The organism is Bradyrhizobium sp. LTSPM299, from assembly GCF_000938235.1.
GTDB lineage: Bacteria > Pseudomonadota > Alphaproteobacteria > Rhizobiales > Xanthobacteraceae > Bradyrhizobium.
The window spans coordinates 258,985-277,273 of the sequence record NZ_JYMU01000007.1 but is presented as its reverse complement, the minus strand read 5'-3'; the positions used below and the strand labels follow the sequence as shown (position 1 = coordinate 277,273).

Sequence of the window (18,289 nt, the reverse complement as noted above, 5' to 3'; positions counted from 1 at the left end):
GCTGGCGGCACAACGGCCGGCGGCCAAATAGCGCGCCCGGTCACCGGCGAGCCGGTTGCGTGTCCGGCCCGTTGTGAGCGTTCACTCAACACGCGTGACCTGTGCGCGTGGTGTGGATCGCGCTTGATCGCGCCCGGCAACATTGCCTATTTGTTAACTTGATTAGAGGTTGAGCCGGCGCGGGCCCCGAGCTGACACAATCTTTCAAACGTCAGTCTTTTCAGGCCTCAACGTTGCGTCCAGTCCTTGCGGGCAGGACCCTCTCTCCTATATCAGGCTCACCGTCGCAATATCGCGAGTATGTGAACGTCTGGGGGTTCGGTTCGGGGTGCCGTCAGGGCCCAACCAGCCTGCCGTAGCAACAAGGATATGAAAAACCATGGGTAAGGTCATTGGGATCGACCTCGGCACCACGAATTCGTGCGTCGCCGTAATGGATGGCAAAACACCGAAGGTCATCGAAAACGCCGAGGGCATGCGCACCACGCCGTCGATCGTTGCTTTCACCGACGATGGCGAACGCCTTGTCGGCCAGCCGGCGAAGCGCCAGGCAGTAACCAATCCCGAGCGTACGTTCTTTGCGGTGAAGCGCCTGATCGGCCGCCGCTATGACGACCCGATGGTCGAGAAGGACAAGAAGCTCGTTCCCTACAAGATCGTCAAGGCATCGAACGGCGACGCATGGGTCGAAGCCGACGGCAAAACCTATTCGCCCTCGCAGGTCTCGGCCTTCATTCTGCAGAAGATGAAGGAGACCGCTGAGGCGCATCTCGGCCAGAAGGTCGATCAGGCCGTCATCACGGTTCCCGCCTATTTCAACGACGCACAGCGTCAGGCCACCAAGGACGCCGGCAAGATCGCCGGCCTCGAAGTGCTGCGCATCATCAACGAGCCGACGGCTGCCGCGCTCGCTTACGGTCTCGACAAGACGAAGACCGGCACGATCGCCGTGTACGACCTCGGCGGCGGCACCTTCGACGTCTCGATCCTCGAGATCGGTGACGGCGTGTTCGAGGTGAAGTCGACCAACGGTGACACCTTCCTCGGTGGTGAGGACTTCGACATGCGCCTGGTCGGCTATCTCGCCGACGAGTTCCAGAAGGAACAGGGCATCAACCTGCGCAACGACAAGCTTGCTCTGCAGCGCCTGAAAGAGGCCGCCGAAAAGGCCAAGATCGAGCTGTCCTCGACCACGCAGACCGAAATCAACCTGCCGTTCATCACGGCTGACCAGACCGGTCCGAAGCATCTGACGATGAAGCTGACCCGCGCCAAGTTCGAGGCGCTGGTCGACGATCTCGTCCAGAAGACCATCGAGCCGTGCCGCAAGGCGCTGAAGGACGCGGGCCTCACCGCCGCCGAAATCGGCGAAGTGGTGCTGGTCGGCGGCATGACGCGCATGCCGAAGGTTCAGGAAGTGGTGAAGCAGTTGTTCGGCAAGGAGCCGCACAAGGGCGTCAATCCCGACGAAGTCGTTGCGATCGGCGCTGCGATCCAGGCCGGCGTGCTGCAGGGCGACGTCAAGGACGTGCTGCTGCTCGACGTGACCCCGCTGTCGCTGGGCATCGAGACGCTGGGCGGCGTGTTCACCCGCATCATCGACCGCAACACCACGATCCCGACCAAGAAGAGCCAGGTGTTCTCGACGGCTGAGGACAGCCAGAGCGCCGTCACCATCCGCGTCTTCCAGGGCGAGCGTGAAATGGCGGCCGACAACAAGATGCTCGGCCAGTTCGACCTGATGGGTATTCCGCCGGCGCCGCGCGGCATGCCGCAGATCGAGGTGACCTTCGACATCGACGCCAACGGCATCGTCAACGTCTCGGCCAAGGACAAGGCGACCAGCAAGGAACAGCAGATCCGGATCCAGGCATCCGGCGGTCTGTCCGAGGCCGACATCGACAAGATGGTCAAGGACGCCGAAGCCAATGCGGTCGAGGACAAGAAGCGCCGCGAGGCAGTCGACGCCAAGAACCACGCCGATGGCCTGGTGCATTCGACCGAGAAGGCGTTGGCCGAGCACGGCGCGAAGATCCCGGAGAACGAGCGCCGCGCCATCGAGGACGCCGTCAGCGACCTCAAGGAAGCGCTGAAGGGCGACGACGCCGAGGCGATCAAGGCCAAGAGCGCGACGCTGGCGCAGGCTTCGATGAAGCTCGGCGAGGCGATGTACAAGCAGCAGGCCGAGGCCGATGCGGCCAAGGACGCTGCAAAGGATGACGTCGTCGACGCGGAGTTCACCGAGGTCGACGACGACAAGAACAACAAGAAGTCTGCTTAAGCGGGCTTGAGATCATGACCCTCACGCCAATGAGCACGCGACGCGTCTCGGAGGAGTGGGGGTCATTTTTTTTTAAGGCGATCGCTGCATCCTGCAGACAGGTGCGATCCTTATCGCGATCCTCGGCGATGGCTCCGAACTTCGGACGGAATTGAAGGATGTCCACCACCAAGCGCTGCTATTACGAGACCCTCGAGGTCGAGCGGAACGCGGACGAGCCCAAGCTGAAAGCGGCTTTCCGCAAGCTCGCAATGAAGTGGCATCCGGACAAGAATCCGGGCGATGCCTCCAGCGAGGTCCGCTTCAAGGAAATCAACGAAGCCTATGAAGTGCTGAAGGACGGCGACAAGCGCGCCGCCTATGACCGCTTCGGTCATGCCGCCTTCGAGCAGGGCATGGGAGGCGGCGGTCCGGGCTTCGGCGCCGGCTTCGCCTCCTCCTTCTCCGACATCTTCGAAGACCTGTTCGGCATGGCCGGGCAGCGCCGTGGCAGCGGTGGCCGCGAGCGCGGCGCCGACCTGCGCTACAACATGGAGATCACGCTCGAGGAAGCCTTCCTGGGCAAGACCGCGCAGATCGAGATTCCGGTCTCGGTCACCTGCGAATCCTGTTCGGGAATCGGCGCCAAGGCCGGCACCAAGCCGAAGACCTGCTCGCATTGCGGCGGGGCCGGACGTATCAGGCAGGCGCAGGGCTTCTTCACGCTGGAGCGCACCTGCCCCGGCTGCCAGGGCCGCGGCCAGATGATCGAGGACGCCTGCGCCTCCTGCGTCGGTTCCGGCCGGGTGACGCGCGACCGGACGCTGTCGGTCAACATTCCCCAGGGCGTCGAGGACGGCACGCGGATTCGCCTGGCCGGCGAAGGCGAGGCCGGCGTTCGCGGCGGCCCGCCCGGCGACCTCTACATCTTCCTGTCGCTGACCACGCACCAGTTCTTCCAACGTGACGGCGCTGACCTGCATTGCCGCGTGCCGATCTCGATGGTCGCAGCCGCGCTCGGCGGCGAATTCGAGGTGCCGACCATCGACAAGGGCAAGACCAAGGTGAAAGTGCCGTCCGGCACGCAGTCCGGCCGGCGATTCCGCATTGCATCAAAGGGTATGCCGGTGCTGCGGTCCCGCCAGACCGGCGACATGTATGTCCAGGTTATGGTCGAAACGCCGCAGAATCTGACCAAGAAACAGCAAGAATTGCTGATGGAGTTCGAAAAACTGTCGTCCGGTGCAACCCAACCCGAGGCCGCAGGTTTCTTCTCTAAGGTCAAGGACTTCTTCGGAAACCGCGCCGCGCCGCAGTAGTCGTTATGCTTGACCGTAACGGCTCTGACATATACGTCTTTGTGACTGTTTTCTGACAACCGCTCGGTTGTGCGGTCCCGCCTGGAAGCGATATGCCCCAATCGTCCGTGCGTGCGTTGAAGAAACCCCTCCGTCTTGACGACGAGGTTCGTTTTCTCCGTTCATGGATCGAGAAACCGCTGCACATGGGCGCGGTGATGCCCTCGGGGCGACTGCTGGCCCGCACCATGGCACAATATGTCGATCCAAAGGCGGAAGGGCCGGTCGTCGAACTTGGGCCCGGGACCGGTGCGATCACCAACGCACTGATCGAGCACGGCGTCGATCAGAAGCGGCTCGTCCTGGTCGAATACAATCCCGGATTCTGCGCGCTGCTTCGCGAGCGCTACCCGCAAGCCAAGGTCGTCCAGGGCGACGCCTATAAGCTCCGAGATGCGCTGTGGGACGTCCTGAAGTCCCCCGCTTCCGCCGTGGTCTCAGGCCTGCCCCTCGTGACCAAGCCGATGCTGACGCGCCTGAGGCTGATCCGCGATGCCTTCGTGGCGCTGGCGCCCGGCGCTCCCTTCGTTCAATTCACCTATTCGGTCGTCCCCCCGATTCCGAAGTCGCTGCCGGGCGTGTCCACAGAAGCTTCCGAGCGAATCTGGATGAACCTTCCGCCGGCCCGGGTCTGGGTGTATCGCAAGGGCTGACGCCCTGCGCCGTCGCGCGGGCTCGCCGGAACCCGCGATTTCAAAATGTCCGCGCTGAAAATCCTCGTGATCCCGGGATCGCTTCGATCAGGTTCGCTCAATGCGAAGCTGGCGGCCGTCGTGGCGCGGGAAGTGGCGCAGCTCGGCGCCGACGTCACCCGCATCTCGCTCGCCGATTTTCCGCTGCCGATCTATGACGGTGACCTGCAGGCCAAATCGGGCGTGCCGCAGAATGCCGTCAACCTCAAGCGAATGATCGGCGCCCATCACGGCGTGCTGATCGTGACGCCGGAATACAATTCCTCGGTACCAGCGCTGCTGAAGAACACGATCGACTGGGTGAGCCGCGTGCAGGATCCGCACGAGGCCCGCGGCCAGGTGTTCCGCGACCGCGTCTTCGCGATCGCAGCGGCGTCCGGTAACCGGCTCGGCGGCACGCGCGCGCTGGCGGCGCTGCGGCTGATCCTGTCGGCGTGCCAGGCGACCGTGATCCCGAACCAGCTCGCGCTGTCATTCGCCGAACAGGCCTATGACGATATGGATCGCCTGAAGCATCACGCCGACATCGAAGCGATGCGGGCTTTGGTGCGGCAGTTGATCGACCATTCCCAACGCATGATGTGAGGTGACATGCAGCCAGCCAGGATTGCTCCAAGAGACCGGTTGATAGTGGCGCTCGATCTGCCCTCCGTGGCAGCGGCGGAGGCGATGATCGAAAGGCTCGGCGACAGCGTGACGTTCTACAAAATCGGCTATCAGCTCGGTTATGCCGGCGGCCTGCCGCTGGCGAAGCAGCTTGCAGGCAGCGGCAAGAAGGTCTTCCTCGATCTCAAGCTGCACGACATCGGCAACACGGTCGCGCGCGGTGTCGAGAGCGTTGCGAAGCTCGGCGCGACCTTTCTCACCGTGCATGCCTATCCGCAGACCATGAAGGCTGCGGTCGAGGCGCGCGCAGGCTCTACCTTGAAGATCCTCGCAGTCACCGTGCTGACCTCGTACGACGACAGCGATCTCCATGCCGCGGGCTATCGTCTCAACGTTGCCGATCTCGTCGCCGCGCGCGCCCAGCAGGCACAGGCGCTCGGCGTCGACGGCATTGTCAGCTCGCCCGAAGAGGCTTCCGCCCTGCGCAAGATCGTCGGCGACCAGATCAACTTGGTGACGCCGGGCATCCGGCCCGCGGGATCGGCCACCGGCGACCAGAAGCGCATCATGACGCCGGCCCGTGCGATTGCAGCCGGCGCTGACTATCTGGTTGTTGGACGGCCGGTGACGGAAGCATCGGATCCGAAGGCCGCGGCGGAGGCCATCCAGGCCGAAATCGCACAGGCGCTCACCTGAACGACAAAGGAGAAGAATATGGCGAAGGGATACTGGGTTGCACGCGTCGACGTTCACAATGAGGAGGGCTACAAGCCCTACATGGCGGCCAACCCGGCCATCTTCCAGAAATTCGGCGGCAAGTTCATTGTTCGCGGCGGCAGATTCATCAATCCCGAAGGGGAGAAGCGCTCGCGCAATGTCGTGATCGAATTCGCCGACTACGAGACGGCGCTTGCCTGCTACAACTCGCCGGAATACCAGGCCAACATCAAGGTACGGCAGCCGCATTCGCTGGCCGATCTCATTATCATCGAAGGCTACGACAGTCCGTAGGCAGCCGGTCCGGTTGCCGGAACAGCCTCCGCCCGCTATACGGCCATCAGAGGTGAGCCATGGCTGACATGCGTCTGATTGTTGCGGGAGCCGGCGGCCGGATGGGCCGCACGCTGGCGCGGGTGATTTCCGAAACCCCCGGGGCAGTTCAGGTCGGCGCGCTGGAAGCGCCGGGCTCCGAATTGTTGGGCAAAGACGCCGGCGTGCTCGCCGGCCTGCCGGCCAATGGCGTCGCGCTGTCGGCCGACCTCTGGACGATGTCGGCCAACGCCGACGGCATCCTGGATTTCACGGTGCCGGCCGCGACCATCGCCAATGTCGCGATCGCAGCCGAGCGCGGTTTGGTTCATGTCATCGGCACCACCGGCCTCTCGCCGTCGGACGATGCCGTGATCAAGAGCGTTACCAATCGCGCCATCGTGGTGAAGTCGGGCAACATGAGCCTCGGCGTCAATCTGCTTGCGGCGCTGGTCAAGCGCGTCGCGCAATCGCTCGACCAGAGCTTCGACATCGAGATTCTTGAAATGCATCACAAGTCCAAGATCGATGCGCCGTCGGGCACCGCCCTGATGCTCGGCGAAGCCGCCGCGGCCGGACGCCAGATCGCGTTGGCGGAACGTTCCGCGCGCGGCCGCGATGGATTGACCGGCGCAAGGCGCGCTGGCGACATCGGCTTTGCGTCGCTGCGCGGCGGTACCGCGGCCGGCGATCACAGCGTGATCTTTGCCGGTCCGTCCGAGCGCCTCACGCTGTCGCACCATGCCGAGGATCGCGCGCTGTTCGCGCAAGGCGCGCTGAAGGCGGCGTTGTGGGCCCACGGCAAGAAGCCGGGCCAGTACTCGATGGCCGACGTGCTGGGACTGGGTGAATAAATCAAGCTGAGAACGGAAACCGTGGAATGAGCGATCGTCTTCTTGTGCTGGTCCGGCACGGCCAGAGCGAATGGAACCTGAAGAATCTCTTCACCGGGTGGAAGGATCCTGATCTCACCGAACAGGGCGTCAACGAGGCCAAGGAAGCCGGGCGCAAGCTGAAGGCGCAGGGCCTGTCATTTGACGTCGCCTTCACCTCCGATCTCACGCGCGCCCAGCACACGCTGAAACTGATGCTGGCCGAGATCGGCCAGACCGGTTTGCCGACGACCAAAGATCTCGCGCTCAATGAACGCGACTATGGCGATCTCTCCGGCCTCAACAAGGATGACGCCCGCAAGAAATGGGGCGAGGACCAGGTGCTGATCTGGCGCCGCTCCTACGACGTTCCACCGCCCGGCGGCGAAAGCCTGAAGGACACGCTGGCACGCACGTTGCCCTATTATGTGCAGGAGATCCTGCCTGGCGTGTTGCGCGGCCAGCGCACGCTGGTCGCAGCCCACGGCAATTCGCTGCGCGCGCTGATCATGGTGCTGGAAAAGCTGACGCCCGAGCAGATCCTCAAGCGCGAGCTCGCGACCGGCGCGCCGGTGGTCTATCGGCTCAATGCCGATTCCACGGTTGCGTCGAAGGTCGATTTGGCGGCTTGAGGTTTGTGGGTGGGCAAAGCGAAGCGTGCCCACCACTACCTGCATTGCTCGTGATGGTGGGCACGGCGCAAGAGCGCCTTTACCCACCCTACGGACTTAGTGCAACCCCACCTGGCCGGCTTCCCAGCCGAGCATCGCCTGCTTGCGGGTGATGCCCCAGTGATAGCCGGTCAGCGCCCCGCTCTTGCCGAGTGCGCGATGGCAAGGCACCACGAACGACACCGGGTTGCGGCCGACCGCGGCGCCGACGGCGCGCGAGGCCTTCGGATTGCTGATCTTGGTGGCGATGTCGGAATAGCTGACTGCGCGGCCCATCGGGACCTTCAGCAGCGTTTCCCACACCCGCACCTCGAAATCGGTGCCGATCAACACCACGCGCAACGGCTGATCCGGCCGCCACAGCTGTTTGTCGAAGACGCGCTGCGCCAGCGCGGCGGTACCGTCGGTGTCCTCGACAAAGGTCGCGTTCGCCCAGCGCCGCGTCATGTCGGCAAACGCCGTCTGCTCGTCGCCTGGATCGGCGAAGGCGAGCCCTGCCAATCCGCGGTCCGTCGCGATCACGATCGCGGTGCCGAACGGCGAGGGATGGAAGCCGTAGCGCAGCGTCATGCCGGCGCCGCCATGCTTCCATTCGCCGGGCGACATTGCCTCGTGCGTGACGAACAGATCGTGCAGCCGGCCCGGGCCCGACAAGCCGGAGTCGAGCGCCGCATCGAGCACGCTGGCGGAATCGCGCAACAGGCCCTTGGCGTGGTCCAGGGTCAGCGCCTGCATGAAGGCCTTTGGCGTCAGCCCGGCCCAACGGCGGAACAGATGGTGGAGCTCATCCGGAGTGACGGCTGCGGCGTCGGCCATCGCCTCGATGGTCGGCTGCGCGCGCCAGTGGTCCGAGATGAAGGCGATCGCGCGCCGCACCGAATCATAGTCGCGTAACGCGGCGTTCTGCGGGCCCGGCTTGGTCAGGCGCTGGTCATGTATGGCGAGTGTCATCATGGGATCTGATTTAGGAGCCATCGCGCGTCCAAACCACCCGGTTTCCGACAAGGAGTATAATCCGGAAAAGTCGGAACCGGTTTTCCGACAAGATCATGCTCAAACAAAAAAGCCTAATTGATAGGGTTGTAGGTCGGACCGCGCTTGGCGGCATTCAGTGCGGCCATCAAGGCTTTGGAAAAACTGGCCTTTTCGTCCGGTCCAAGGAAGCTGCCGACGCTGACCCGGCGGCCCCTGGAGACCAGAAAAAGCCGCTCGATGCCGAACTCTTCGTGCGAGATCTGCTCGAACTGCACCCAGAGCGGATTGAGCACCCATTCCATGACGTGGCCGCGGTGGCTGATCCGGCGCACCCGCAACTCCGACAGCGTCACGGTGATCTCCTCGCTCGCCTTCGCGGTGCGGAAATTGACCTTGAACGCCCAATAGATCACCAGCACGTCGAGGCCGAAGAAGCCGAAGATCGGCCAGGCGCCCAGCCACCAGAACACCGCGCCGGCAATGAAGCTGATCGCAGTCACCGCTGACATCAGAACCACGAAGCCGGTGCGGTTGAGCGAACGGTGCGGTGTCAGCAATGCCGAGAACAGTTTCGGCTCGAGGTCGTTGGCCTCAAGATCACTCTCAAGATCGTTCTTGGGATCAAAATCGTTGCCTGCGGTCATGGCGTATCAGTATATCCCGATCATGGCCAAAATCACCCGCTCTCAAGGCACCAAGACATCAAGCGTTCGGTCCGTGCCGAAGAAGACCGCGAAGACGGCAAAGCCGCTGCCAAAACCCGCGGCAAAGAGGGTCGCAAAACCGAAGCCGTGGACGACGGCGGAGGTCTACGAGGCCTTCAGCCGGTTCCGCAAAGCCAATCCTGAGCCGAAGGGCGAGCTGGAGCATCTCAATCCCTACACGCTGCTGGTTGCGGTCGTGCTGTCGGCACAGGCGACCGACGCCGGCGTCAACAAAGCGACCCGCGCGCTGTTCGCGATCGCCGACACACCGGAAAAGATGCTCGCGCTCGGCGAGGACAAGGTGCGCGACCACATCAAGACCATCGGGCTCTATCGCAACAAGGCCAAAAACGTCATGGCGCTTTCGAAGAAGCTGATCGCCGAATTCGGCAGCGTAGTGCCGCGCACCCGCGCCGAAATCGAGTCGCTGCCCGGCGCCGGCCGCAAGACCGCCAATGTCGTGCTCAACATGGCGTTCGGCGAGCACACGATGGCGGTCGACACCCATGTGTTTCGCGTCGGCAACCGTACTGGATTGGCACCCGGCAAGACTCCGCTAGAGGTCGAACTCGGGCTGGAGAAGGTGATCCCGCCGGAGTTCATGCTGCATGCTCACCACTGGCTGATCCTGCATGGCCGCTACACCTGCCTCGCGCGCACGCCGCGTTGCGAGGTATGCCTGATCAACGATCTTTGCCGTTGGCCGGAGAAGAGCGTCTGAGGCATGATTGACATGGTGTGCTTGTAACCTCGTCCGGCGGTCCGGAGCGTGAGTGAGGGGAGTGTCGTGACAGAGCAGGTTCAAACCACCCCGCCACCGGCCAGTCCGGCCGCGCCAACCGCAAAGCCGCAAGCCACGGCAAGCGGGTTCTGGGGTCGTTTCGCGATTCCATTGTTCGCGGTGCTGGTTGCACTGGCATTCATCGTGCTGGCAACGGTGCGCTGGGACGCCTGGGTTGGCAGCGCCACGATCCAGAGCACCAATGACGCCTATGTTCGCGCCGATCTGACCCAGCTCTCCAGCCGGGTCGCGGGCGAGGTTCTCACCGTCGCCGTCACCGATTTCCAGCGCGTCAAGGCCGGCGATCTGCTGGTGCAGATCGATCCGGCTGACTATCAGGCGCAGGTCGCGCAGGCCGAGGCCGGTGTGGTCGGCGCGCAGGCCGCGCTCGACAACCTCAGCAACCAGGTCGAGCTGCAATACGCGACCATCGCGCAGGCCGAAGCCGCGCGGCTGTCCGCGGAGGCACAGGCGATCGAGGCGCACCAGGAGCAGGAGCGCCAGCAGTCGCTGTCGCAAACCGAAGCCGGCACGCGACAAAAGTTCGAGCAGGCCACCGCTGCCTATGCCAAGGCGCAGGCCGATGTCAGTGCAAGCCGCGCGGTGATCGCAGCCCAGCGTCATCAGCTCGAGGTGCTGCAAGGGACCAAGAAACAGCGCGCCGCCGATATCGACGGCGCCAAGGCGCAACTCGCCGCGGTCAAGCTCAAGCTCGGCTACACCAGGATCGCCGCGCCATTCGACGGCGTCACCGGCGAGCGGCAGGTGCAGCCGGGCGATTACGTCAACATCGGCACCAACCTGGTCAATGTGGTGCCGTTGCCGAATGTCTACGTGATCGCCAACTACAAGGAAACGCAGCTGACGCGCGTCAGGCCGGGTCAGCCGGTTGAGATCACGGTGGATTCATTCCCGGGCGAGAGGCTGCGAGGCCGCATCGAGCGGATCGCGCCGGCGAGCGGCTCGCAATTCGCGCTGCTGCCGCCCGACAATGCCACCGGCAATTTCACCAAAGTGGTGCAGCGCATTCCGGTGCGGATCCAGTTCGACAAGAACCAGCCGCTGCTCGAGCGCCTGCTGCCGGGCATGTCCGTCGTCACCGACATCAACACCAGCGAAGCGGTCACGGATGGCGGAAGGTGACGATCGCGATCGCGGCCCGATCTCGCGCGGCGGCGTCGCGCCCCAGCCGATATTTGCCGTCGTTGCGGTTCTGCTCGGATCATTTCTCACGAATTTCGACAGCCGCCTGACCTCGGTCGGCCTGCCCGATCTGCGCGGCGCGTTCTTGCTCTCGTTCGACGAGGGCGCCTGGCTCTCGACTGCCGGCATCGGCTCGCAGATCCTGGTCGCGCCCGCGGTGGCCTGGCTCGCCACCGCGTTCGGGCTGCGGCGCGTGCTTGGGATCCCGAGCCTCGTCTATGCGGTGATCTCGCTGATCATTCCGTTCGTCCACGATTTCACGACGCTGATCGCGCTGAGCATCGTCCACGGCATGCTGCTCGGCACCTTCGTGCCGGCGTCGTTGATGATCATTCTCCGCAATTTGCCGATCCGCTGGTGGCTGCTGGGGATTTCGCTCTATTCGATCCGTGTCGGATTCGCGTTGGATACGTCGAGCTCGCTGGTCGGCTTCTATGTCGAGCATCTCGGCTGGCAGTGGATCTACTGGCAGAGCGTGATCGTTGCGCCGCTGATGGGACTGATGGTGCATCTCGGCACCCCCAATGATCCGGTCAATCGCGACCTGGTGCGCCATGCCGATTGGGGCGGCATGCTGCTGCTCGGTGCGGGCCTGTCGATGGTCTATGCCGGTCTCGACCAGGGCAATCGGCTGGATTGGCTGGGATCGGGCACGGTGACGGCGCTCCTGATCAGCGGCGGCGTGTTGATCGTCTGCTTCATGATCAATGAGACCCTGGTGGACCGCCCCTGGGCGCATTTCAATATCTTGTTCTCGCGCAATATCGGGCTCTCGCTGGTCGCCATCCTGCTGTACACGCTGACCAGCCTTTCCAACTCGTCGCTGGTGCCGAATTTCCTCGGCGCCATCCCGGCGCTGCGGCCGGAGCAGTCGGGCGCGTTGCTGTTGACCTATGGCGCACTGCCGATGTTCGTGCTGGTGCCGATCTCGATCTATCTGCTCCGGCACTTCGATGCACGCACCGTCCTCGTGCTTGGATTCTCGGCGTTTGCCGCCGCCAATCTCTGCGGCACGCAGTTGACCCACGTCTGGGCGCGAGAGGATTTCATCGGCATCGTGCTGCTGCAATCGGTCGGGCAGGCGTTCACGCTGCTGCCGATCATCATCCTCGCATTGTCGAACTCCGATCCGTCGCGCGCGACCTCGTTCGCGGCCTACATCCAGATCATGCGGCTTGGCGGTGCGGAAATCGGCGTCGCGCTGATGGGCACGTGGCTGCGGGTCCGCGAGCAAATTCACTCGAACTATCTCGGACAGCATGTCCAGAGCGGCGATGTCGACGTCAGACGCTTGCTGCAAGAGCTGGCGGAGGGCTTTTCCGGTCATGGCGCAGGGGCCGCCATGGGGAGGGCCGTCGGCACGCTTGCCGCGCGGGTGCAGCGCGAGGCGAATGTGCTGGCCTATGCAGACGGGTTCTGGCTGTGCTTCTGGCTGGCGATGACGGCCCTCTTCGTGGTTGCGCTGATCGCGCGCGCACCGCCGGGTCCGTTTACGCCGGCGCCGTTTGGTTTTGCGAAGAACGTGCTGCGCAAATGCGGCGTGAAGATCGCTGCGGTTCGCAGCTGAAGCATTCAATTTATGTTGACTGCCGGCTCGGGCCCGATGTCGGCAACTCCTGAAATATTCGGCTTGCCCGGTGGTTTCACGTAGCGGGGACCAATCCAGGACAAGCATTATGAAGCAGACGGCCGCCCTTGTTTCCGTGGCATCCGCGGTTCCGCCGCATCTGTTCCATCAAGGGCAGATCCTGCAGGCGGCGCGTGGCCTGTTGGCCGACCGCTATCCGGAATTCGAAACGCTTTCGAGCCTCTTCGCCAACACCGGCATCCGGCATCGTTACGGCGTGAAACCGATCGAATGGTATCTGGAGCGGCGCGGCTGGCCGGAGCGGACGCAGGCGTTCCTGGAAGGCGCGGAATCACTGTTCGTCGATGTCGCGCGCAAGGCGATCGCCCAGGCCGACCTGACCGGCGGCGACATCGATGTTGTGGTCACAGTGTGCTCGACAGGGATTGCGACGCCGACCTTGGAGGCGCGCGTGGCCGGCAAGCTCGGCCTGCGGGCGGATGTGTCGCGCGTGCCGGTGTTCGGTCTCGGCTGCGCAGGCGGTGTGTCGGGGTTGTCGATCGCATCGCGGCTTGCGGAAGCGCGGCCGGGCGCCAACGTGTTGCTGGTCGCGCTCGAGCTTTGCACGCTCGCGGTCCGGCATGATGAGCTCACCAAGGCGAATATCGTCGCCGCCAGCCTGTTCGGCGATGGTGCCGCGGCGGTCGTGCTGCGCGCCGGCGACGGCGGGACGACGCGGATCGAGGCGTCCGGCGAAAAGCTTTGGCCCGATACGCTTGACGTCATGGGGTGGACGGTCGATCCGGAAGGATTCGGCGTGGTCTTTCAGCGGACCATTCCCGACTTTGTCCGCCAGCATCTCGGCCCGGCGGTCGCCGAAATCCTCGCGCGGATGGAGCTTTCGGTCGACGATATCGACCGTTTCCTTTGCCATCCCGGCGGCACCAAAGTCATCGTGGCGCTGGAGCGCGCGCTGGCGCTCGATCAGGGCACGCTCGACCACGAGCGCGATGTCATTGCCGATTGCGGCAACATGTCGGCCCCGACCGCTCTCTTCGTCCTCGAACGGGCGCGCGCGAAGGGCCTGCCACCGCGCTCATTGTTGACAGCCCTCGGACCCGGCTTCACCGTGAGCTGCGTCGCGCTGCGGCACGCGGAGTGAGCCTGGCGTCGATCATTCTCGCGCTGGTCACGCTGCAGCGTCTGGGCGAGCTCGTGCTGTCACGGCACAATACGGGGCGGCTTTTGGCGCGCGGCGCCGTCGAAGTCGGCGCAAACCACTATCCGCTCGTCGTCTCGGTCCATGCTGCCTGGCTCATCGCCCTGTGGGCGTGGGGCCGCGAACAGGACGTCAACCTGGCGGCGCTCACGGTCTACCTGGCGCTGCAGGGCTTGCGGCTATGGATCCTCGCCACCCTCGGTCCGCGATGGACCACGCGGATCATCGTGCTGCCGGGCGAGCCGCTGGTCGCATCGGGGCCTTACCGGTATCTCTCGCATCCGAACTATGCCGTCGTCATCGGAGAGATCGCGCTGCTTCCACTCGCGCTGCATCTGCCACGGCTGGCGGTCATCTTCACGATCCTCAATCTCGCAGTGCTCGCGGTCCGGATCGGCGTCGAGACGCGCACGCTTTCCGTTCCCGGCCGTCCGCGCACCGGTGCGCCATGAGCGAGCGGGGGGAGCATCGAGCCGACAGCCCATCCGTCGCGACGTGGGCCGGATTCCTCCTGATGTGCCTCGGCATGTTCATGGCCATCCTGGACATCCAGGTCGTCGCAACCTCGCTGCCGACGATCCAGCGCGCGCTCGCGATCTCGTCAGCTGCGATGAGCTGGATCCAGACCGCCTATTTGATTGCGGAGGTGATCGCGATCCCGCTGACCGGGTTGTTCACGCGCGCGCTGTCGCTGCGTTGGCTGTTCGTGACGGCCGTGAGCCTGTTCACTGTCGCGTCCATCGGCTGTGCTTTCAGCGGCAGCCTTGCCTTGCTGCTGATATTTCGTGTGTTGCAGGGATTCTCCGGCGGTGTCTTGATCCCGGCAGTGTTCTCTGCGGTGTTCACGCTGTTTCCGGCGCGTCTCCACGCGGTGGCCACCACAATCGGCGGCGTCGTTGCGGTGTTTGCCCCAACCGTCGGACCTGTCGTTGGCGGCTGGATCACGCAGACCTGGTCGTGGCCGTGGTTGTTCCTGATCAATGTCGTTCCGGGAATAATTACAGCCGCAGGCGCTCCATTTCTGCTTCCGCGTGCTGCCGGAGATCTCCACGAATTATCGAAGCTGGACAGGTGCTCGCTTGTCCTGCTCGCGGCGGCGCTCGCAAGCTTCGAGATCGGGCTCAAGGAAGCGCCGCAACTTGGCTGGGCTTCGCTGCTTTGCGTGAGCCCGCTGGCAGGAAGCATTGTCGGGATGGCGGTCCTGATCCGGCGCACGTTGCGTGCAACGCATCCGATCGCACGGTTGTCGACGTTCAGGCGGCGTTCGTTCGCGATCGGCTGCGCCCTGAGCTTTTGCCTTGGTGTCGGCCTGTATGGCTCGGTCTATCTGATGCCGGTCTTTCTCGGCTTCGTCCGGCGGCACGATGCTTTCGAGATCGGCGCCATCATGCTGGTAACGGGAATTGCGCAACTCGTCGCGGCGCCACTTGCCGCGATCCTCGAAGGCCGCATCGGCGCGCGTTTGTTGACCGGCATCGGCTTTGGCCTGTTTGCGCTCGGCTTGAGCCTGAGCGCCTTTCAGCCGCGGACCACTGATTTCGACGAGATGTTCTGGCCGCAGCTCATACGCGGCGTCGCGATCATGTTCTGCTTGCTGCCGCCGACACGGATCGCGCTGGGCGCGTTGCCTGAAACCGAGGTCGCCGACGCCAGCGGACTGTTCAATCTGGCGCGCAATCTGGGCGGAGCGATCGGGATCACCTTGATCGATACGATCCTCTACGGCCGAAGCCCGGGTTACGCGGAAGATTTTCGCGTGCGGCTGCTGGCAGGAGATATCACCGCGGCGCAGGCTATCGGGCTCGATCCGAAGATGCTCATCGACCGCCCGCTGGGACCACCGACCGAAGCCGCCGTGGCATTTGTCCGTCCGCTGGTTGAGAGGGCGTCGCTGGCGCTTACCGTCAACGAGGCATGGGCGATGCTCGCCTGCGTGGCGATCGTCGGATTGCTGCTGGTGCCATTCGCGCACGATCGGGCGCCGCCAGAGACGGCCTAGACGACAGAGACATCGCTCCGCCGCCTCGGTTCCAACAGTTCCGGCCGCGGGCCTGACAGCCGCTTGTGCATGTGGACCATGAAGGCCATGCCGAACAGCGGGGTCGCAAGATTGACGATCGGGATCGAGACGAAGGCTGCGATGAACAGGCCCGCGGTGAAGACGGTCGCGGCATTGTCCTTGCGCATCGCCTTCGCATCCGCGGGCGAACGGAATCGCATCGCCGCGAGCTCGAAATATTCTCGCCCCAACAGCCAAGCGGTTGCGACGATGAACACGATGAAGCCGGCGCCGGCGAACAGTACGAATGGGAGTGCCACCAGATAGACGAGGATGGTCAGCAACGCCGTCCTGACGCCTTCAGTCATTGCGATCGCCAATGGCAGCGCCACACCGGGCTGCTCGGCCGGATAGTGCTCGCGCTCGACATGGTCGGCGACGTCGTCGACAAACAGGCTCGCCACCAGCGAGGTGATTGCAGGCATCAGGAAGACGGCGCCGAGCACGACGCCAAGGCCAGCGGCGATCGAGACGATCCAGGACACGACAGTCAGCGTGGTATGGAAGTTGGGGCCGAGCATGGCCTCGGCCCAGACCGAGCCGTATTCGGCAAACCAGCTCAGCAGCCGCTGCAATCCGATTGCCAGCACGGTGATCAGCACGAGCGCAAGCCCGATCGAGCGCCACAGGATCGAGCGCATCGGCGGCGACAGGATTTGCAAAATCGCCTTGACGGCGGCGTCCAACATGACCGGGTTACCTCTCCAAAAAGTCCCCGCGAGAGGTAGACACCCAATATGGCTTCGGCAAGTGCCGTTTGTGTCGCGGTTAGAGCGGTTTGGACATCGGTTGGCGTCAAGAAAGCGCGTCGAGCGGCTTGCCCCGGACATTCGGGCCAAACGTCGCCACGACGATGATCACGAGGATCATGGCCGAGGTGATCAGGCCGAACACGCCGCCGACGCCGCCGATGCGCAGCATATAGGCGACGATGAAGCCTGAGAACATCGCGCTGATCCTGCTCATCGAATAGACGAGGCCCGAGGCGCGGGCGCGAATTGCGGTCGGAAACACCTCGGTCTGATAGGCGTGATAGGCATACGACATCGTCGTGTTCGCCGCCGTCAGCAGAACGCCGCTCAGGATCAGCAGGGCAGGGGCGGTGAATTGCGAGAACGCTGCACCGAACGCGATGATCGCCACGCACGCCCCGCAGATGATCCATTTGCGTTCGAGCCGGTCGGCGAAGCTTGACGCCAGCAAGGGCGCGATCGGATAGGCGAACGCGACCATGAAGGAATATTCCAGGCTCTTGGTGACAGTGATGCCCTTTTCGACCAGGAGCGTCGGCACCCAATTGGCAAAACCATAGAAGCCGAACGCCTGGCAGAAATTGAACACCATGAACATCACGACGAGCGAAAGATAAGGCGGCCGGAATAACTCGGCGAAACCAACCTTCGCCGGCGTACGTGCGGGCCCTCTGTTGGCGATTGCACCTGACCGCGCGTTGTCGACGCCCGCGGAGGCTTCAAGCGACGCCAGGATTTTCAGGGCTTGTTCGGTCCGGCCGTGGCGTGCCAGCCAGAGCGGGCTTTCCGGCACAAATAGCCGCAACACCCAGATCACCATGCTGCCGGCGGCACCTATCAGCACCACCCAGCGCCAGCCATCGAGCCCGTAAGGTTGCAGCGGCACCAGCCACCATGACAGGAACGCCACGATCGGGATCGCTATGAACATCACGGACTGGTTGATCGCAAAGGCCCGGCCGCGCATCCAGCTTGGCACCAGTTCGGTGATGTAGGCATCGATGGTGATGATCTCGACACCGATGCCAATCCCGGCGATGAATCGCCACAGCAGCAACCCCTCTGACGTCGTCTGAAACGCCATCACCACCGATGCCGCGCTGTAGCCGAGCAGCGCGAAGGTGAAGATTACCCGTCGTCCGAACCGGTCGGCGAGGAAGCCGAGGAAGAAGGTGCCGACGAACAATCCGGCGAAGGTCGCGGCGACGAAAGCGCCGATGCCGGAGAAGCCGAAGAACGCCTGGGTCGTTGCGGTCATCAACCCGCTGCGGCTGAGTCCAGGCGCGATATAGCCGGTGAAGAAGAGGTCATACATCTCGAAGCAGCCGCCGAGCGAGAGCAGGATCACCAGCCGCCAGACGTAGGGCGAGGCGGGCAATGCCTCGAGCCGCCGTGAAATCTCGTCGGGCTGGCTTGTGGTGCTGGCAAGGTCGGCAACCGAGCCGAGATCGACGGCGCTCATCGTGATCCTCCCCGAATAGGCCAATGGCCGCCCTTCTTCCGAAGGCGGTCCAATCGGATGTTTGGCAGCCGGGAGCCAG

Annotated in this window: 18 protein-coding genes; 14 read left to right on the top strand and 4 right to left on the bottom strand. The window is 63.8% G+C overall.

The window, feature by feature from the left end; genetic code table 11:
• Positions 1-379 precede the first annotated feature (379 nt).
• The 8 genes from dnaK (at position 380) to UP10_RS05765 (ending at position 7,449) form a co-directional block, all read left to right on the top strand.
• Positions 380-2,281, top strand: coding sequence for a molecular chaperone DnaK (dnaK, locus tag UP10_RS05800; RefSeq protein ID WP_044586398.1), 1,902 nt, complete (start codon positions 380-382; stop codon positions 2,279-2,281).
• 158 nt (positions 2,282-2,439) lie between these two features.
• Positions 2,440-3,579, top strand: coding sequence for a molecular chaperone DnaJ (gene dnaJ / locus UP10_RS05795; protein WP_044537974.1), 1,140 nt, complete (start codon positions 2,440-2,442; stop codon positions 3,577-3,579).
• Between the two features lie 92 nt (positions 3,580-3,671).
• Positions 3,672-4,271 carry a class I SAM-dependent methyltransferase gene (locus UP10_RS05790; RefSeq protein WP_044586397.1) on the top strand — a complete coding sequence of 200 codons (600 nt, stop codon included), beginning with the start codon at positions 3,672-3,674 and terminating at the stop codon, positions 4,269-4,271.
• Between the two features lie 45 nt (positions 4,272-4,316).
• Complete coding sequence (locus UP10_RS05785) at positions 4,317-4,895, top strand: NADPH-dependent FMN reductase (RefSeq protein ID WP_044586396.1); 579 nt, start codon at positions 4,317-4,319, stop codon at positions 4,893-4,895.
• A 6-nt stretch (positions 4,896-4,901) separates the two neighbouring features.
• Positions 4,902-5,612, top strand: coding sequence for an orotidine-5'-phosphate decarboxylase (gene pyrF / locus UP10_RS05780; RefSeq protein ID WP_044586395.1), 711 nt, complete (start codon positions 4,902-4,904; stop codon positions 5,610-5,612).
• A gap of 18 nt (positions 5,613-5,630) precedes the next feature.
• Positions 5,631-5,927 carry a DUF1330 domain-containing protein gene (locus tag UP10_RS05775; RefSeq protein WP_044586394.1) on the top strand — a complete coding sequence of 99 codons (297 nt, stop codon included), beginning with the start codon at positions 5,631-5,633 and terminating at the stop codon, positions 5,925-5,927.
• A 59-nt stretch (positions 5,928-5,986) separates the two neighbouring features.
• Positions 5,987-6,799, top strand: coding sequence for a 4-hydroxy-tetrahydrodipicolinate reductase (dapB, locus tag UP10_RS05770; RefSeq protein WP_044586393.1), 813 nt, complete (start codon positions 5,987-5,989; stop codon positions 6,797-6,799).
• A gap of 26 nt (positions 6,800-6,825) precedes the next feature.
• Complete coding sequence (locus UP10_RS05765; protein WP_044586392.1) at positions 6,826-7,449, top strand: 2,3-bisphosphoglycerate-dependent phosphoglycerate mutase; 624 nt, start codon at positions 6,826-6,828, stop codon at positions 7,447-7,449.
• 96 nt (positions 7,450-7,545) lie between these two features.
• Here the strand turns inward: UP10_RS05765 and UP10_RS05760 are convergent, their stop codons facing one another.
• Complete coding sequence (locus UP10_RS05760) at positions 7,546-8,442, bottom strand: methylated-DNA--[protein]-cysteine S-methyltransferase (RefSeq protein ID WP_044586391.1); 897 nt, start codon at positions 8,440-8,442, stop codon at positions 7,546-7,548.
• A 113-nt stretch (positions 8,443-8,555) separates the two neighbouring features.
• On the bottom strand, positions 8,556-9,107 hold the full coding sequence (locus UP10_RS05755; RefSeq protein ID WP_044586390.1) for a DUF2244 domain-containing protein: 552 nt from the start codon (positions 9,105-9,107) through the stop codon (positions 8,556-8,558).
• A gap of 22 nt (positions 9,108-9,129) precedes the next feature.
• Between UP10_RS05755 and nth the strand changes: the two genes are divergently transcribed.
• From nth to UP10_RS05725, 6 genes are all read left to right on the top strand, one after another.
• Complete coding sequence (nth, locus tag UP10_RS05750) at positions 9,130-9,888, top strand: endonuclease III (RefSeq protein WP_044586512.1); 759 nt, start codon at positions 9,130-9,132, stop codon at positions 9,886-9,888.
• Between the two features lie 66 nt (positions 9,889-9,954).
• Positions 9,955-11,091: an HlyD family secretion protein gene (locus tag UP10_RS05745; protein WP_044586389.1), complete on the top strand. Its 1,137-nt coding sequence runs from the start codon at positions 9,955-9,957 to the stop codon at positions 11,089-11,091.
• The gene (locus UP10_RS05740) at positions 11,078-12,718 is read left to right on the top strand and encodes an MFS transporter (protein WP_044586388.1); all 1,641 of its coding nucleotides are present in this window, start codon (positions 11,078-11,080) and stop codon (positions 12,716-12,718) included. The genes UP10_RS05745 and UP10_RS05740 overlap by 14 nt, the downstream gene beginning before the upstream one ends.
• Before the next feature lie 109 nt (positions 12,719-12,827).
• Positions 12,828-13,880, top strand: coding sequence for a type III polyketide synthase (locus UP10_RS05735; RefSeq protein WP_044586387.1), 1,053 nt, complete (start codon positions 12,828-12,830; stop codon positions 13,878-13,880).
• Entirely contained in the window at positions 13,877-14,389 is a 513-nt protein-coding gene (locus UP10_RS05730) for an isoprenylcysteine carboxyl methyltransferase family protein (RefSeq protein ID WP_044586386.1), read from the top strand. Before UP10_RS05735 ends, UP10_RS05730 begins: the two co-directional genes overlap by 4 nt.
• A gap of 62 nt (positions 14,390-14,451) precedes the next feature.
• Positions 14,452-15,936: a DHA2 family efflux MFS transporter permease subunit gene (locus tag UP10_RS05725; protein ID WP_050043572.1), complete on the top strand. Its 1,485-nt coding sequence runs from the start codon at positions 14,452-14,454 to the stop codon at positions 15,934-15,936.
• On the opposite strand, the gene UP10_RS05720 is transcribed toward UP10_RS05725, so the two are convergent.
• On the bottom strand, positions 15,933-16,685 hold the full coding sequence (locus tag UP10_RS05720) for a sulfate transporter family protein (RefSeq protein ID WP_044586384.1): 753 nt from the start codon (positions 16,683-16,685) through the stop codon (positions 15,933-15,935). The two genes, UP10_RS05725 and UP10_RS05720, sit on opposite strands and share 4 nt — an antisense overlap.
• Before the next feature lie 106 nt (positions 16,686-16,791).
• Entirely contained in the window at positions 16,792-18,210 is a 1,419-nt protein-coding gene (locus tag UP10_RS05715) for an MFS transporter (RefSeq protein WP_044586383.1), read from the bottom strand.
• Positions 18,211-18,289 lie beyond the last annotated feature (79 nt).

Coding starts and splice junctions, on each gene's coding strand:
- UP10_RS05740 (WP_044586388.1), top strand. CDS start 11,078: ATGGCGGAAGGTGACGATCGCGATCGCGGCCCGATCTCGCGCGGCGGC.
- UP10_RS05735 (WP_044586387.1), top strand. CDS start 12,828: ATGAAGCAGACGGCCGCCCTTGTTTCCGTGGCATCCGCGGTTCCGCCG.
- dnaK (WP_044586398.1), top strand. CDS start 380: ATGGGTAAGGTCATTGGGATCGACCTCGGCACCACGAATTCGTGCGTC.
- UP10_RS05725 (WP_050043572.1), top strand. CDS start 14,452: ATGTGCCTCGGCATGTTCATGGCCATCCTGGACATCCAGGTCGTCGCA.
- UP10_RS05755 (WP_044586390.1), bottom strand. CDS start 9,107: ATGACCGCAGGCAACGATTTTGATCCCAAGAACGATCTTGAGAGTGAT.
- UP10_RS05790 (WP_044586397.1), top strand. CDS start 3,672: ATGCCCCAATCGTCCGTGCGTGCGTTGAAGAAACCCCTCCGTCTTGAC.
- nth (WP_044586512.1), top strand. CDS start 9,130: ATGGCCAAAATCACCCGCTCTCAAGGCACCAAGACATCAAGCGTTCGG.
- dapB (WP_044586393.1), top strand. CDS start 5,987: ATGGCTGACATGCGTCTGATTGTTGCGGGAGCCGGCGGCCGGATGGGC.
- UP10_RS05715 (WP_044586383.1), bottom strand. CDS start 18,210: ATGAGCGCCGTCGATCTCGGCTCGGTTGCCGACCTTGCCAGCACCACA.
- pyrF (WP_044586395.1), top strand. CDS start 4,902: ATGCAGCCAGCCAGGATTGCTCCAAGAGACCGGTTGATAGTGGCGCTC.
- UP10_RS05760 (WP_044586391.1), bottom strand. CDS start 8,442: ATGATGACACTCGCCATACATGACCAGCGCCTGACCAAGCCGGGCCCG.
- UP10_RS05785 (WP_044586396.1), top strand. CDS start 4,317: ATGTCCGCGCTGAAAATCCTCGTGATCCCGGGATCGCTTCGATCAGGT.
- dnaJ (WP_044537974.1), top strand. CDS start 2,440: ATGTCCACCACCAAGCGCTGCTATTACGAGACCCTCGAGGTCGAGCGG.
- UP10_RS05765 (WP_044586392.1), top strand. CDS start 6,826: ATGAGCGATCGTCTTCTTGTGCTGGTCCGGCACGGCCAGAGCGAATGG.
- UP10_RS05775 (WP_044586394.1), top strand. CDS start 5,631: ATGGCGAAGGGATACTGGGTTGCACGCGTCGACGTTCACAATGAGGAG.
- UP10_RS05720 (WP_044586384.1), bottom strand. CDS start 16,685: ATGTTGGACGCCGCCGTCAAGGCGATTTTGCAAATCCTGTCGCCGCCG.